Annotated in this window: 12 protein-coding genes; 4 read left to right on the forward strand and 8 right to left on the reverse strand. The window is 74.6% G+C overall.

The genetic code is table 11. From position 1 onward, the window contains the following. Positions 1 to 3 precede the first annotated feature (3 nt). The 8 genes from folK to dacB form a co-directional block, all read right to left on the reverse strand. A complete protein-coding gene (gene folK / locus CLV28_RS15840) occupies positions 4 to 2,631 on the reverse strand; it encodes a 2-amino-4-hydroxy-6-hydroxymethyldihydropteridine diphosphokinase (protein ID WP_239073054.1) in 2,628 nt (875 codons plus the stop codon). Between the two features lie 114 nt (positions 2,632 to 2,745). Then, positions 2,746 to 3,672 carry a dihydropteroate synthase gene (folP, locus tag CLV28_RS10305; protein ID WP_239073055.1) on the reverse strand — a complete coding sequence of 309 codons (927 nt, stop codon included), beginning with the start codon at positions 3,670 to 3,672 and terminating at the stop codon, positions 2,746 to 2,748. Continuing rightward, a complete protein-coding gene (gene folE, locus CLV28_RS10310; protein WP_100423248.1) occupies positions 3,669 to 4,289 on the reverse strand; it encodes a GTP cyclohydrolase I FolE in 621 nt (206 codons plus the stop codon). The genes folP and folE overlap by 4 nt, the downstream gene beginning before the upstream one ends. Further along, the gene (gene ftsH, locus CLV28_RS10315; RefSeq protein WP_100423249.1) at positions 4,282 to 6,420 is read right to left on the reverse strand and encodes an ATP-dependent zinc metalloprotease FtsH; all 2,139 of its coding nucleotides are present in this window, start codon (positions 6,418 to 6,420) and stop codon (positions 4,282 to 4,284) included. Before ftsH ends, folE begins: the two co-directional genes overlap by 8 nt. 124 nt (positions 6,421 to 6,544) lie before the next feature. Further along, positions 6,545 to 7,102, reverse strand: coding sequence for a hypoxanthine phosphoribosyltransferase (gene hpt, locus CLV28_RS10320; protein WP_100423459.1), 558 nt, complete (start codon positions 7,100 to 7,102; stop codon positions 6,545 to 6,547). Positions 7,103 to 7,145: 43 nt separating this feature from the next. After that, positions 7,146 to 8,315, reverse strand: coding sequence for a tRNA lysidine(34) synthetase TilS (gene tilS, locus CLV28_RS10325; protein ID WP_100423461.1), 1,170 nt, complete (start codon positions 8,313 to 8,315; stop codon positions 7,146 to 7,148). A 2-nt stretch (positions 8,316 to 8,317) separates the two neighbouring features. Then, complete coding sequence (locus CLV28_RS10330; RefSeq protein WP_239073056.1) at positions 8,318 to 9,505, reverse strand: zinc-dependent metalloprotease; 1,188 nt, start codon at positions 9,503 to 9,505, stop codon at positions 8,318 to 8,320. A gap of 37 nt (positions 9,506 to 9,542) precedes the next feature. Further along, positions 9,543 to 10,961, reverse strand: a complete 1,419-nt coding sequence (gene dacB, locus CLV28_RS10335; RefSeq protein ID WP_100423462.1) for a D-alanyl-D-alanine carboxypeptidase/D-alanyl-D-alanine endopeptidase — start codon at positions 10,959 to 10,961, stop codon at positions 9,543 to 9,545. Between the two features lie 243 nt (positions 10,962 to 11,204). On the opposite strand from dacB, the gene CLV28_RS10340 reads away from it, so the two are divergent. The 4 genes from CLV28_RS10340 to CLV28_RS10355 all read left to right on the forward strand — a co-directional run bounded on the left by CLV28_RS10340 (position 11,205) and on the right by CLV28_RS10355 (position 15,511). Continuing rightward, complete coding sequence (locus CLV28_RS10340; protein ID WP_100423250.1) at positions 11,205 to 11,705, forward strand: inorganic diphosphatase; 501 nt, start codon at positions 11,205 to 11,207, stop codon at positions 11,703 to 11,705. A gap of 409 nt (positions 11,706 to 12,114) precedes the next feature. Beyond that, positions 12,115 to 13,449 carry a bifunctional o-acetylhomoserine/o-acetylserine sulfhydrylase gene (locus CLV28_RS10345; RefSeq protein WP_100423251.1) on the forward strand — a complete coding sequence of 445 codons (1,335 nt, stop codon included), beginning with the start codon at positions 12,115 to 12,117 and terminating at the stop codon, positions 13,447 to 13,449. Between the two features lie 74 nt (positions 13,450 to 13,523). Then, positions 13,524 to 14,729, forward strand: coding sequence for a homoserine O-acetyltransferase MetX (metX, locus tag CLV28_RS10350; RefSeq protein ID WP_373314234.1), 1,206 nt, complete (start codon positions 13,524 to 13,526; stop codon positions 14,727 to 14,729). A gap of 41 nt (positions 14,730 to 14,770) precedes the next feature. Further along, complete coding sequence (locus tag CLV28_RS10355) at positions 14,771 to 15,511, forward strand: maleylpyruvate isomerase N-terminal domain-containing protein (RefSeq protein WP_100423252.1); 741 nt, start codon at positions 14,771 to 14,773, stop codon at positions 15,509 to 15,511. Positions 15,512 to 15,537: the final 26 nt, after the last annotated feature.

Here is a 15,537-nt window from a genome sequence, read left to right on the forward strand (position 1 = left end):
CCGTCACCAGCGCGGCGGCGGCGGGGTGTCCTGCGCCGCGGCGCCCTGGTCACGCCCCTCCACGGGGACGACCGGCGGCGCCCACGGCGAGTCCGCGGGCGGCCACGCAGCCCGGCCTGACGCGTGCACCGGGGCGAACGCCGGCGCCGGGCCCGTACCTGACGCGCTCGCGGCCTGGTTCGCTCCTGCCTGCTGATCCCCTGCCCGCTGATCCCCTGCCTGCTGCTCCGCGGCCTGGTGCCCCGAGGGCGGCAGCCATGCGGGCTGCTGACCCGACGGCTGGCCGGCGTGCGGCTCGGCCACGTCGACCGCGGGCGCCCACCGCACCGGCACCTGCACGAGGTCGGGGGCCGCACCGGGAACCGGCACGGCGACGGGCGAGGCCACGTCGTCCTGCGACGTGGGCTGCTGCGTGACCTGCTGCGGCGGGGTGGGCTGCTGCTGCGGGGCCGACTGCTGCTGCGCGACCTGCCCGGTCGGCTGGCCCACGGGCGGCTGGGGCGCCGTCTGCGGGGTGCCGTGCGCCGCACCGAGCGGCGCGAGCGGGACGAACTGCTCGTCGGGACGGTAGGGGGCCTCGTCCGACTCGTACGCCTCGCGCACGGGCGGACGCCGGAACGCCATCTGCTCGCCCTCGGGCGCCGCCTGCTCGGGTGCGGGCTGCGCGCCCGGCTGGTGGGCGTCCGGCTGGTGCGTGCGCTGCACCGGGGCCGTGTGCCCCGTGAAGCCCTGCACGGGCTCGAACTCCTGCGCAGGCTGGAACTCCTGGGCAGGCTGGAACTCCTGCGCAGGCTGGAACTCCTGGGCATCGTGGAACTCCTGCGGCTCCGCGGGGCGCGACGCGGGCAGCGCTTCCGGGAACGCCTGCTGCTCGCGCTGCTGCGGCTCCTGGGTCCGGACCTCGACCGGCGCCTGGGCGTAGGGCTGATCACCCTGCGGCGCCCCCGCGTGCTGCCACTCGACCTGGCGCGGCTCGAACGTCCGAGGGTCGACCTGCTGCGCCTCGGCCTGCGGCACGTCGGGATGCTGCCACTCGACCTGGCGCGGCTCGAACGACACGGGCTGCGCGGGCGAGTCGTGGTGCTGCGGCGTGCCGTCCTGCGGGTAGGCCTCCTGCGGAGCGCCCTCGTGTCGAGCGCTCTCGTGCTGGACGTCCTCGTGCGTGCCCCCGGGGTTCCCGGTGTCCAGACCGTCCGGCACGGCCGTGGGACCACCGTCGAGACCGGCCTCACCGGCCGCAGGGCGCGCGTCGTCGTCCTGCGTGCCGTCGGGCCCGGACACCGGCTGCTGCTCGTGCACGTGCGGCTCGTGCGCGGCCGCCGCGACCGAGGGGGCCGGGGTGGTCGCAGGCTCCTTCTCGGCGGGCTCCGGCACGTCGGCGGCGGGCACGTCGGCGGCGGGCACGTCGCGGGGCTCGGGCTCGCTCAGCCAGTCGAGCGCGAGCCAGCGGATCCCGGTGCGGTCGGGTGCCGTCGCGGCGAGGGCGGCCACGCCGCCGCCGCCGAGACCCGGCAGCACGGCGTCGGGCGCGACCTGCGCCCACGGCTCGAGCACGAACGCGCGCTCGTGCGCGCGGGGGTGCGGCACGACGAGGTCGTCGGTGTCGGCCACGACGCCGCCGTACACGATCAGGTCGACGTCGAGCGTGCGAGGGCCCCAGTGCTCGTGCCGCTCACGCCCGTGGGCACGCTCGACCGCCTGGAGCTGGTGCATGAGGTCGCGCGCGGCGAGGCGCGTGCGACCGAGCAGCACGGTGTTGAGGAAGTCGGGCTGCTCGGGACCGCCCACGGCCGCGGTGCGGGCGAGCGGTGCGACCTCGGTGAGCTCGAGACCCGTGATCGAGTCGACGTCCGTCACGGCGCGTCGGAGCGTGGCCTGCGGGTCGCCCAGGTTCGCGCCGAGCGCGATGACGACCTCGACGACGCCCTCGGGCTCGCGGTCGAGCACGTCGCCCACCGGCGCCTCGGGCTCGGCCGGCTCGTCGACCTCGGCGGGCCGGTGCTCGACGACAGGCGCGGCGAACGCCGTCTCGTCGACGGGCGCGACGGCCGGCGCGACGTCGGGCACGACCACGGGCGCGACCGCGGGGACGGCGTCCGACGGGGCGCCGAGCGCGTCCACGGACGTCACGCCGGGCGCGAACGCGGGCGGCAGGTCCGTCGCGGCGGGCTCGGGCTCGGCCTCCTGGACCGGCAGCCGCAGCGGCGGCACCACGGGCGGGCGGCGCAGGCGGTCGCGGCGGATCACGACGATCGCGTCGTCGAACGGCACCGCGATGGGCGCCTCGGGCTTGTGCAGGGTCACGTCGATCGCCTCGACGCCCGCGTGCATGAGCACGGTCGCGGCGATGCGCTCCGCGACGGTCTCGATGAGCTCGGCGGGCTCGCCCGCGAGAACCGCGACGACGTCCTCGGCGACCTCGGCGTAACTCGTCGTCGAGCCCAGGTCGTCACCGACCGCGGCGTCGCGCGTGTCGACGTGCAGGACGACGTCCGCCACGAAGACCTGACCGTCGCGCCGCTCGTGCTCGAGCACGCCGTGGTAGCCGGTCGCCCGCAGGCCCTTGAGCCGGATCTGGTCGAACGGGTAGCCGTCCGGCCCTTGCAGACCCCCTGGGATCGTCTGGTTCACGTCGCTCTCCTGGTCTGCGTCACGTCGTCGCACATCGTCATCGTCCACTCCGCCGGTCGAACCGTCGACCGGTCGCCGCGCCCGCCGACCGTCACCGGTCGTGCGGGCCGCGCGTCACCCGACGGGCCCGGGCGGATGGTCCTGCCCCGGGTCCATCTTTCGCGGTCTACGTCCGGATTGCCAAGCCTTGACCACTCGCACGGCGTCCGCGGACCCGGGCACGGCGTGCACGCGCACGCACCACGCGCCCGCCGCCGCGGCGAGCGTCGAGATCGCCGCGGTCGCGTGGTCCCGCGCCTCCGGCGGGACGACGTCGCGCGCGTCCTGCGCGAGCAGGTGCCCGAGGAACCGCTTGCGCGACGCCCCCACGAGCACCGGGAACCCGAGGGAACGCAGCTCGTCGAGGTGCGCGAGCAGCGGCCAGTTGGCGCTGCCCGCCTTCGAGAAGCCGAGCCCGGGGTCGAGCACGAGCTGGGAGTCGCGCACCCCGGCGGCCCGCAGCGCGTCCACGCGCGCGGCCAGCTCGGACGCGACGTCGGCCACGACGTCGTCGTACCGCTCGAGCGAGTCCATGACGTCCGCGTGACCCCGCCAGTGCATGACGACGTACACGACCCCGAGCCGGGCCACGACCTCCGCCATGGCGGGGTCGGCGAGGCCGCCCGAGACGTCGTTCACGATCAGCGCGCCGGCGGCGACCGCCCGCTCGGCGACCACGGCGCGCGTCGTGTCGACGCTCACGACGGCGCCGTCGCGCGCGAGCGCCTCGACCACGGGCAGCACCCGCGCGAGCTCGTCCTCGACGCTCACGCGCGCCGAGCCCGGGCGGGTCGACTCGCCGCCCACGTCGAGCACGTCGGCGCCCTGCGCGAGCAGCTCGCGCCCGTGCGCGACCGCGGCCGCGGGCTCGAACCAGCGGCCGCCGTCCGAGAACGAGTCGGGGGTCACGTTGACGACGCCCATGACGAGCGTGCGGTCGAGCGACGTCAGCGCGTCGGGGAGCGGCGCCGGGTGGCGCGGCGACCTCGTGGGGCTGCTCACCGACCCAGGATGAGGCTCATGGCCTCGGCCCGCGTCGCGCCGTCCCGCATCTGCCCGCGCACCGCGGACGTCACGGTCCGCGACCCGGGCTTGCGCACGCCGCGCATCGACATGCACAGGTGCTCGCACTCGACGACGACGATCACGCCGCGAGCGTCGAGGTGCTCGACGAGCGCGTCCGCGATCTGGGTCGTCAGGCGCTCCTGGACCTGCGGACGCCGCGCGTAGACCTCGACGAGGCGGGCCAGCTTGGACAGGCCCGTGATCCGGCCGTCCACGTTCGGGATGTACCCGACGTGCGCGACGCCGTGGAACGGCACGAGGTGGTGCTCGCACGTCGAGTAGAGCTCGATGTCCTTGACCAGGACCATCTCTTCGTGACCGAGGTCGAAGGTGGTGGTGAGCACGTCGGTCGCGTCCTGGTGCAGGCCCGCGAAGATCTCGCGATACGCGCGCGCGACCCGCGCAGGCGTCTCGCGCAGGCCCTCGCGGTCGGGGTTCTCCCCCACGCCGAGCAGCAGCTCGCGCACCGCGGCCTCGACCCGGGCCTCGTCGTACGGCCCGATCTCGGCCGCCGAGGGCAGGTCGGCGCCCGCGTCGTGCCCGACGTCAGCCACGCTCGTCCTCGCCCGGGGCCGGCTTCGGGGCGGGCTCGCCCACGACCGGCCCGCCCGCGAACGGGTCGGCGGCCGACGCGTCGGTCGCGCCGCCCACGGGCTTGTCGGCCGGCACCTCGCCGACCGACTCGGCCGGGGCCTCGTCGTTCGCGGCGGCGATGTAGTCCTGCGGGACGACCTCCTGGTCGCCCAGCACGGCCTTCTCCGCGGGCGTCATCACCGGGCCGCGCGACGAGACCGCGCGCTGCTCGGACGAGAGCCACACGTCGCGCGGGTCGCGCTTGACCACGGGCGCGAAGACCTCGGCGAGCTCGGCCTGGTTGAGCGTCTCCTTGTCGAGGAGCTCGAGCACGAGGTGGTCGAGCACGTCGCGGTACTGGTTGAGCACCTCCCACGCCTCGTCGTGCGCGGCCTCGACCAGGCGGCGGACCTCGTGGTCCACGGTGCCCGCGACGGCCTCGGAGTAGTCGCGCTGGTGACCCATGTCGCGGCCGAGGAACGGCTCGCCGCTCGAGCTGCCGAGCTTGAGCGCGCCCACGCGCTCGCTCATGCCGAACTCGGTGACCATCTTGCGCGCGATCGCCGTGGCCTTCTCGATGTCGTTCGACGCCCCCGTGGTCGGGTCGTGGAACACCATCTCCTCGGCCACGCGGCCGCCCATGGCGTACGCGAGCTGGTCGAGCAGCTCGTTGCGCGTCGTCGAGTACTTGTCCTCGGTCGGCATGACCATGGTGTACCCGAGCGCGCGGCCGCGCGGCAGGATCGTGACCTTGGTGACCGGGTCGGTGTACCGCATCGCGGCGGCCACCAGAGCGTGCCCGCCCTCGTGGTACGCGGTGATCTTCTGCTCGTTGACGTTCATGACGCGCGTGCGCTTCTGCGGGCCCGCGATGACGCGGTCGATCGCCTCGTCGAGCGCGCGGTCGTCGATGAGCTGCGCACCCGAGCGCGCGGTCAGCAGCGCGGCCTCGTTGAGCACGTTCGCGAGGTCGGCACCCGTGAACCCGGGCGTGCGGCGCGCGACCGACAGCAGGTCGAGGTGCGGCACGATCGGCTTGCCCGCGGCGTGCACCGTGAGGATCGCCTCGCGGCCCTTGAGGTCGGGGGCCTCGACCGCGACCTGGCGGTCGAACCGGCCCGGGCGCAGCAGCGCGGGGTCGAGGATGTCGGGGCGGTTGGTCGCGGCGATCAGGATCACGTTGGCCTTGACGTCGAACCCGTCCATCTCGACGAGCAGCTGGTTGAGCGTCTGCTCGCGCTCGTCGTGACCGCCGCCCATGCCGGCGCCGCGGTGGCGACCGACCGCGTCGATCTCGTCGACGAAGATGATCGCGGGCGAGTTCTCCTTGGCCTGCGTGAACAGGTCGCGCACGCGGCTCGCGCCGACGCCCACGAACATCTCGACGAAGTCCGAGCCGGAGATCGAGTAGAACGGCACGCCCGCCTCGCCCGCGACGGCGCGCGCGAGCAGGGTCTTGCCGGTTCCCGGCGGGCCGTACAGCAGCACGCCCTTGGGGATCTTGGCGCCCACGGCCTGGAACTTGGCGGGCTCGGCGAGGAACTCCTTGATCTCGTGGAGCTCCTCGACGGCCTCGTCCGCGCCGGCGACGTCGGCGAACGTGACCTGCGGGGTGTCCTTCGAGACGAGCTTGGCCTTGGACTTGCCGAAGCCCATGGCCTTCGCGTTGCCGCCCTGCATGCGCGAGAGCAGGAACCAGAAGATCACGCCGATGATGAGGAACGGGATGAGGAACGAGAGCATCGACCCGAGGAACGACGGCTGCGAGACCTCGGAGTTGAACCCGTCCGCCGGGTCGGCCGCGGTCACCGCGTCGACGACCTCGTCACCCTGCGGGTCGACGTAGAAGAACTCGACGTTCTTGCCCTTGTTCTGCTCCTTGCCGTCCTCGTCCGTGTAGACGAAGTCGTCGTCGAGCGTGAGGCGCACCCGCTGGTCGCCGTCCACGAGCAGGGCCTGGTCGACCTTGCCGTCGGCGAGGAGCTCGAGCCCCTGCGAGGTGTCGATGCGCTGCACGGAGGGCGTCCGGAGCGTCGCGAACCCGATCCACACGAGGATCAGCGCGAGCGCGACCCAGACGTACCAACCACTGAAGATCTTCTTGGCGTTCATCGGTGACGGGGCCGACCCCGCATCCCTCCACTCGCGCAACGGTTCCGACCGCGAAACTACACGCTTCGCCTGGACGGATGCTGGTCTGTTCGCCCAGGGCGTGTGCGCGCCCCGGGCCGGGGGCTCACGCCCCTTGGTACACGTGCGGCGCGAGCGTCCCGACGAACGGGAGGTTGCGGTACTTCTCGGCGAAGTCGAGGCCGTAGCCCACGACGAACTCGTTGGGGATGTCGAACCCGACGTAGCGGACGTCGACCTCGACCTTGGCGGCCTCGGGCTTGCGCAGCATCGTGGCGATCTCGACCGACGCCGGGCCGCGGCTGCGCAGGTTCGACACGAGCCACGAGAGCGTCAGGCCCGAGTCGATGATGTCCTCGACGATGAGCACGTTGCGGCCCGAGAGGTCGGAGTCGAGGTCCTTGAGGATGCGGACCACGCCCGAGCTCTTGGTGCCCGAGCCGTACGACGAGACCGCCATCCAGTCCATGTTCACCGGGTGGTGCAGGCGACGCGAGAGGTCGGCCATGACCATGACCGCGCCCTTGAGCACGCCCACGAGCAGGAGGTCCTTGCCGGCGTAGTCGGCGTCGATCTGTTCCGCCATCTCACCGAGCCGCGTCTGCAGCTGCTCCTCGGTGAGCAGGACGGCGGACAGGTCGGTGCCGAGGTCGGACGGTTCCACGGAGATCTCCTGGGGGTTCGGGTGGGGCGCGGGGGTGTGCCGGTCACGGTCGGGACGCGGGCGCGGACCCGGGCGGACGAGGCCCGAGAACCAGCGTGCCACATGCGCGGGCACCCTGGCGTCCCCCGGGCAGGTCGACCGGACCCTGCCCGCGCCACCGCAGCACGAGCGCGTCGAGCGCGTCGACGTGGACCGCGAACAGGCTGCCCGGGGGGCTGCCGGCCGCGAGCGCCGCGGCCCGCAGCGCACGGCGGCGCAGCGCGGGCGGCGCGCCCGCGAGCGCCGCGGCGTCGAGCACGACGGCCCCGTCGACCGCGGACGACGTGGCTGACGTCACGTCCGCGCCGGCCGCACCTCCTGCGGCCGCCCCCGTGGCGGCGCCCGTCGTCGCGCCCGTCGTCACGTCGGACGCCGCGCGCCGGGCCTGGTCCAGCAGGTCGGCCGCGAGGTGGTCGAGCAGGTCCGCGTCGTCGCGCAGCAGGTCGGCGGTCCGCGCGAGCGAGAGCACGACGTCGGGTCCCAGGACTGCGGCGAGCACGGGCAGCACCTCGTGCCGCACGCGCGAGCGCCGCGGCAGGCCGGTCGTGCCGGGTCCGTTGGTCGGGTCGTGCCACGGGTCGAGGCCGCGGGCCGCGCACACGGCCTCGGTCTCGGCGCGCCGCATCCCGAGCAGCGGCCTGCGCAGCCGCCCCCGCACGGGCGCGATCCCGGCCAGCGACCGGGCACCGCTGCCGCGCGCGAGGCCCAGCAGGACGCTCTCGGCCTGGTCGTCGAGCGTGTGCCCGAGCAGCACCGCGACGGCGTCGTGCTCCTGAGCCGCCGCGTCGAGCGCGGCGTACCGGGCGGTGCGTGCCGCGGCCTCCGGCCCGCCCGCCCGCGCACCCGCGACCTCGACGGCCCGCACCTCGACGGGGTCCAGCCCCAGCGCGCGGCACTGCGCGGCGGCCCGCGCGGCGACGGCGTCCGACCCGGGCTGCAGGCCGTGGTCGACGACCACGGCACCCGCGCGCAGACCCAGCCGGGGCGCGGCGAACCCGGCGGCGGCGGCGAGCGCGAGCGAGTCCGCGCCGCCCGAGCACGCGACGAGCACGAGGGGCGCGGCAGCGGCCACGGTCCCGCGCGGCAGCGTGGGATCGGCCCCGGGGGCGAGGTCGGCGAGCGCGTCGCGCACCGCGGCGCGTGCCGCGGCCTCGGCGGGGTGCGGTCCGGCCACGGTCAGCCGTGCACGCGGCGCACCCAGGCGCCCGGGTCCGCGATCTCGGCGGCCGTGGGCAGGGTCGCGGGCGACGTCCACACGGCGTTGAACCCGTCGCGGCCGACCTCGCGCTCGACGCCGCGCACGAACGCGGCGCCGTCGCGGTACTGCGCGAGCTTGGCGTCCATGCCGAGCACGCGGCGCAGCACGCCGTCCGCGGGTCCGCGGCCCGCGCCGTCCCGCCGCTCCTCGAACTTGCGTCGGATCTGCCGCACGGTCGGGACGACGCGGGGGCCGACATCGTCCATCGCGACGTCGGCGTGGCCCTCGAGCAGGGCCATGACCGCGGTCATCTCCTCGAAGGTGCGGCGCGGGCCGGGGCCGAGCAGCCCGTCGAGCACCCCGTCCCGACCGCGCACGGCCGAGACCAGGGCACGGCCCGCGCCCGCGATGCGCGCGTCCCAGCGGGCGCGTGACATCTCGCGCGAGCGGTTCGTGACCTCGTCGACGAGCTCGCCCATCCGGCCGCGCAGGTGCCCCACGAGCCACGGCGCGGCCGCGAACTGGAGCGCGTGCGTCTGCTCGTGCAGACACACCCAGAGCCGGAAGTCCGCGGCGCGCACCCGCATGCTGCGCTCGGCGTGCAGCACGTTGGGCGCGACCAGGAGCAGCCGGCCGAGCGGCGGCGCGGCGGCGTCGCCACCGACCGCGTACGGGTCGAACTGGCCGAGCACGCGGCTCGAGAGCGCGGCGAGCACCCCGCCCACCTGCGTGGCGCCCACGAGGCTCGTCACGGGCGAGGAGAGCTGGGACCGCTCCCGGGCCGAGAGGCCGGCCATGAGCGGGTCCGTCATGCTCGCCATGACCTCGGTGTTGGCGAGAGCCCAGCGGGCGCGGTCCACGACGTAGACGTCCGAGAGCCGGTCGCTCGTGGCGGCGGACTCGGGGGCGGGACGCATCCGGGTCACGTCGAGCACCGCGGGCACGGCGCGCGCCGCGGCGTCGCGCAGCCCCGCGACGAGTGCGTCGAGCTCGTCGCGCGAGGCGCTCGGGCCGGGGTTCGCGAGCCGGCCCGCGACCTGTGCCGCGACGGGCCAGTCGACGACCGCGACGTCACCGGAACGCGCGTGCGCGTGCTCGTGCTCGTGCTCGACGGACGGCCCGCTCGGCGGCGGGGCCTCTCTGCGGCTGCGCACGGTCGGGGTCACCGTCCCACCGTAGCCCGCGTGCACCCGGCGGGGTCGGTCAGCCCTGGCAGCCGCAGTCGGCGAGGTCAGAGACGAACCGGTCGAAGATCACCCGTGCGCCCCACGAGCCTCCGTCGGGCACACGGTCGGCGAGCAGCGCGAACACGAGCATGCGCCCGTCCGCGGTCACGACGGTGCCCGAGAGCGCGGTCACGTTGGGCAGCGAGCCGGTCTTCGCGCGCACCCAGCCCGCCCCGTCCGTGCCGACGTAGCGGTCGTCGAGCGTGCCCGTGAGCCCCGCGATCGGCATGCCGACGGCGCCGGTGCGTAGACGGGGCTGGGCGGGGTCGGTCAGGAGCCGCAGCACCTGGCCGAGCTGGTCCGGGCTGGACCTCGACCCCTCGCCGAGGCCGCTGCAGTCCGCCAGGACCAGGCCCGAGGTGTCGACGCCGAGCCGCGCGACGGCCGCGGTCACGGCCTTGGTCGCGCCGGCCGTGGTCCCGGGGAGGCTCGCGTCGATCGCGACGAGCCGCCCGACGACCTCGGTGATCGTGTTGTCGGAGTGCTCGAGGAAGTAGTCGACGACGTCGCGCAGCGGTGCCGAGCTCACGCTCGCGAGCGTCGTCGCGTCCGACGGCGCGGTGCCGCGCGAGACGGAGCCCGTGACGCTCACGCCCGCCTTCTCGAGCGCGGCGACGAAGGTGTTCGCCGCCGCGAGCGCCGGGTCGGTCTCGCGGCGCGCGTACTCGTCGTCGGTCAGGCGCGCGACGTCGACCGCGAGCGCCGCGACGGGGGCGGCGTAGCCGGCGTCGACGTTGGCCTGGTCCCAGCTCGGGGGGATCGCCTCGCCGCCGAACAGCGAGTCGTCGAGCCGGAGCGTGACCGTGGTCGTGCCGCTGAGCACGAGCTTGTCGGCGACCGTGGTCGCGAGGTCGCCGAGCCCGGCCCGCCCGTTGGTCGCGTCCGGGTCGCCCGCTCCCGCCGCGAGGAGCATGTCGCCGCCGCCGCGCAGCACGAGAGAGGTCTTGTCGTCGGGGTCCTGGAGCACGACCGTGTCGAGCGTCGCGGCGGGGTCGAGCGTGCCGAGCGCGGCGGCAGCGGTGAAGAGCTTCTGGGTCGAGGCGGGGACGAACGCGGCGGACGGTGCGTGCCGGCCGAGCAACTCGCCCGTGTCCCGGTCCATGACGAGCACGCCGACGCGCGAGCCGAGCCGGTCGTCGCCGGCGAGCGCGGCCACCTGGTCGGCCACGGCGGCGGACGACGGCGCCGCGGCGTCGTCCGACAGCGGGGGCAGGACCACGGCCGGGTCGGGACCGAGGACGGCGCCGGGGGCGTCGGGGAACGGGGCGGCGGGTTCGGGTGCCGGCTCGACCGTCAGAAGGCCGGGGACGACGTCGTACGCGTCCAACGTCAGGTACCCGGCGGTGAGCGCGAGCACGACCGCCACGGCACCTCCGGCCCGGCTGCCCCAGCCCATCGCCATCCTTCGTTCGTCGCTGCACGTGCACTGCCGTGCACAGTGCGCATTATCACTGATCGGCCTGCAGGATTCCGGAACGTCCGCGTCGCGCGTCCACCCCGGCGTGTCACACTAGACCAGCACACGCAGGCGTGGCCCCGGCCGGTCGTCAGACGGTCGGTCGACGCCACAACGCCGAATCACCCCTCGTCCCACCGATCAGCACGCTCGTGCGCGGGGCGGGTATCGACTGGAGGAACAGTGGAGTTCGACGTCACGATCGAGATCCCCAAGGGACAGCGCAACAAGTACGAGGTCGACCACGAGACAGGTCGCATCCGTCTGGACCGCATGCTGTTCACCTCGACCCGGTACCCGGACGACTACGGGTTCATCGAGGGCACCCTGGGTGAGGACGGCGACCCGCTCGACGCGCTCGTGCTGCTCGAGGAGCCGACGTTCCCCGGCTGCCTGATCCGTTGCCGCGCGCTCGGGATGTTCCGCATGCGCGACGAGGCCGGCGGTGACGACAAGGTGCTGTGCGTGCCGACGGGCGACCAGCGCGCCGCCTGGCGCCAGGACATCGACGACGTGTCGGACTTCCACCGTCTCGAGATCCAGCACTTCTTCGAGGTCTACAAGGACCTCGAGCCCGGCAAGTCGGTCGAGGGCGCCCACTGGGTGGGTCGCTCCGAGGCCGAGGCCGAGATCGAGCGCTCGTTCCAGCGTGCGGTCGACACGGGCTACCACACGGGTCACTGACCCACACGAACCACCGACCGCTGCGGCTCGCCGCACGTGTCGACGCAGGCCGTCCCCGTCTCGGCGGGGGCGGCCTTCGTCGTTCACCGAGAATTCGCCATCCGCCGGAGAACTCGTCATCCGCCGAAGAGCTCGACGACCCCGTCTCACATCCTGGTCCCACATCGCGAGACAGGGCTGGCGTGGCGGACCGACCCGGCCTACCGTCGTCCGCATGACCCGTCGAATGTGCTGCTGCTGACCCTCGCGCACGTTCGACCTGCCCGACCGCCGTCATCGCGCGGCCGGGCACCCGCTCCCCCGGCGTCGCCGCCGTGCGGGGCCGGCTCGGGCACGTGCGCCCACCTCTCGCCAAGACCCCGGCCCGCCAAGACCCCGGAAGCCCGCGACGCACACCCTGGAGCCCACCATGACCGCACCTCAGCCCGCCTGGTCGTTCGAGACCCGCCAGATCCACGCCGGCCAGAGCGCCGACCCCACGACCGGGGCCCGCGCGCTGCCGATCTACCAGACCACGTCGTTCGTGTTCCCCGACGCCGCGACCGCCGCCGACCGGTTCGCGCTCAAGGACCTCGGCCCGATCTACACGCGCATCGGCAACCCGACCCAGGAGGTCGTCGAGAACCGCATCGCCGACCTCGAGGGCGGCGTCGGCGCGCTGCTCCTCGCCTCTGGGCAGGCCGCCGAGACCTTCGCGATCCTCAACCTCGCCGACGCGGGCGACCATGTGGTCGCGAGCGCGTCCCTGTACGGCGGCACCTACAACCTGCTCCACCACACGCTCGCCCGCTGGGGCATCACGACCACGTTCGTCGAGGACGCGCACGACCCCCAGGCGTGGCGTGACGCCGTCCGGCCCACCACCAAGGCGTTCTTCGCCGAGACCATCCCGAACCCCAAGGCCGACGTGCTCGACATCGCGCTCGTCGCCGACGTCGCGCACGCCGCGGGCGTTCCGCTGATCGTCGACAACACCGTCGCGACGCCGTACCTCGTACGGCCGATCGAGCACGGCGCCGACATCGTGCTGCACTCCGCGACCAAGTACCTCGGCGGCCACGGCGCCGCGATCGGCGGCGTGATCGTCGACTCCGGGAACTTCGACTTCGCGCAGGACCCCGAGCGGTTCCCCGGCTTCAACACCCCCGACCCGTCGTACGACGGGATCGTGTACGCGCGCGACCTCGGCGTCGACGGTGCCCTCGGCGCGAACCTCGCGTACGTGCTCAAGGCCCGCGTGCAGCTCCTGCGCGACCTCGGCTCGGCCATCAGCCCGTTCAACGCGTTCCTCATCGCGCAGGGCATCGAGACCCTGTCGCTGCGCGTCGAGCGGCACGTCGCCAGCGCCCAGAAGGTCGCCGAGTGGCTCGAGGCCAGGGACGACGTCCGCCAGGTGCGGTACGCGGGGCTGGCGTCCAGCCCGTCGTACGCGACCGCGCAGAAGTACCTGCCGCGCGGCGCGGGCGCAGTGCTCGCGTTCGAGATCGACGGCGGCGCCGCGGCCGGGAAGGCGTTCGTCTCGGCGCTCGAGCTGCACTCGAACGTGGCCAACATCGGCGACGTGCGATCGCTCGTGATCCACCCCGCCTCGACCACGCACAGCCAGCTCACGGCCGACGAGCAGGCGCAGTCGGGCGTCACGCCGGGGCTCGTCCGGCTCTCGGTCGGGATCGAGAACGTCGAGGACATCCTCGCCGACCTCGAGCTCGGCTTCACCGCCGCCAAGGCCGCGACCGGCGTCTGACACCCGTGACCCTGCACCTGGACACCCCCGCGCCCGCCCCGGCGGGCGACGTACAGTGGACGGCGGTGAACGACGTGACCGGCCCCGGACGACGCACCGCGCGGACGCCGCGCGGTGCGCGGGTCGACCGCGCCCACCCGCCCGTGCCCGCCTCCGGCGCGTGGCGCGAGGGCGACCCCGCAGGTCACCGCGAGTTCGTCGACGTCGGCACGTTCGACCTCGAGGGTGGTGCGCGGCTGCCCGACGTCCGCGTCGCCTACGAGACCTGGGGCACGCTCGACGCGGACGGCGGCAACGCCGTCCTGCTGCTGCACGCCCTGACCGGCGACTCGCACGTGACCGGGCCCGCGGGCGACGGCCACGCAACCGCCGGCTGGTGGGAGACCATGGTCGGCCCCGGGGCGCCCATCGACACCGACCGGTACTTCGTGGTCGCGCCCAACGTGCTCGGCGGCTGCCAGGGAACGACGGGCCCGTCGAGCACCGGACCCGACGGCGCGGCGTGGGGCGGGGACTTCCCCCGCGTCACGCCGCGCGACCAGGTCGCCGTCGAGATCGAGCTCGCCCGGTCGCTCGGGATCCGGCGCTGGCACCTCGTGATCGGCGCGTCCATGGGCGGGCACCGCGTGCTCGAGTGGGCCGTGCTCGGGCCCGAGCACGGCATCGAGGTCGAGGCGATCGCCGCGATCGCGACCGCCGCGCAGACCACGGGCGACCAGATCGCGTGGGCGCACCCGCAGCTCACCGCGATCCACGCCGACCCGCGGTTCCGCGACGGGCACTACTACGACGCCGCCGACGGCGACGGCCCGCACGTGGGCCTCGCCGTCGCCCGGCAGATCGCGCACACCACCTACCGCACCGCGCGCGAGCTCGACACGCGGTTCGGCCGGATCCCGCAGGGCGGCGAGGACCCGCTGACCGACGGCCGCTACGCGGTCCAGTCGTACCTCGACCACCACGGCGACAAGCTCGCCCGCCGGTTCGACGCCAACAGCTACGTGCGCCTCACCGAGTCGATGCTCACCCACGACCTCGGGCGCGACCGCGGCGGCGTCGACGCGGCGCTCGGCGCCATCACCGCACGCGCCCTCGTCGTCGCGGTCGACACCGACCGGCTGTTCCTGCCCGCCGACTCGGCACGCATCGCCGCCGGGATCCCGCACGCCCTGCCGCTGCGCACGATCCGCTCCGAGTTCGGGCACGACGGGTTCCTCATCGAGTCCGACCAGCTCGGACCCATGGTCTCGGCGTTCCTGGGCGAGCGCGCCACGATCTGACCCGCCCGGGCGGTTCCGGGCCGGTCGGGCAGGATGGCCTCATGAGCGCCGACCTCGCGACCGTGACCGCCGCCCTGCACGCCCAGTGGGACCACCTGCGGTCCTGGCTCGACGACGCCGACCTCGACGACGCCTGGTTCGACGCAGACAGCGTGCTGCCGGGCTGGACCGTGGGCGAGCTCGTGAGCCACCTCGGCCGCTCGATGGAGGCCCTCGCGGTGTGCACGGCCGTGCCCGAGGGCACCGTGCCGCTCACGTTCGCCGAGTACCTGGGCTCGTACCCCGACCGCGCCGCGGAGATCACGGCCGTCACGCGCGAGCTCGACGGCACCCTCGCACCCGACCGGCTCGCCGGGATCGACCGGCTCGCGGCCCAGGCGTTCGCGACGCTCGACGCCCTGACGCCGGCCGAGGCCCCCGCGCCCGGCGCCGACCCCGCGCACGGCGTCGTGCAGGCACGCCGCGGCCCGATCACCCTGCGCGACATGGTCGTCTCGCGCGTCGTCGAGCTCGTGGTGCACGCCGACGACATCGCGCGCTCGCTGCCCGGGGTGCCCGGCGACCCCGTCGAGCGCGGTGCGCTCGGGATCGTCGCGGACGAGCTGCTCGCGATCGTCGTCGCGCGCGGCGGGTGGAGCCTCGAGGTCGACGACGCCCGGCTGTGGGTGCGCCTCGCCGCGGGCCGGCGCCCCTACGACGTCGACGACCTCGCCCGCGCCCTGCGCCCCGAGTTCACCGCGGGCTCCGTGCCCGACCTCGGCCGCGAGCTGCCCGTGCTCTGAGCAGGTGCGGACGACGTGGCGCGCCT

It is taken from the genome of Sediminihabitans luteus (genome assembly GCF_002797595.1).
GTDB lineage: Bacteria > Actinomycetota > Actinomycetes > Actinomycetales > Cellulomonadaceae > Paraoerskovia > Paraoerskovia lutea.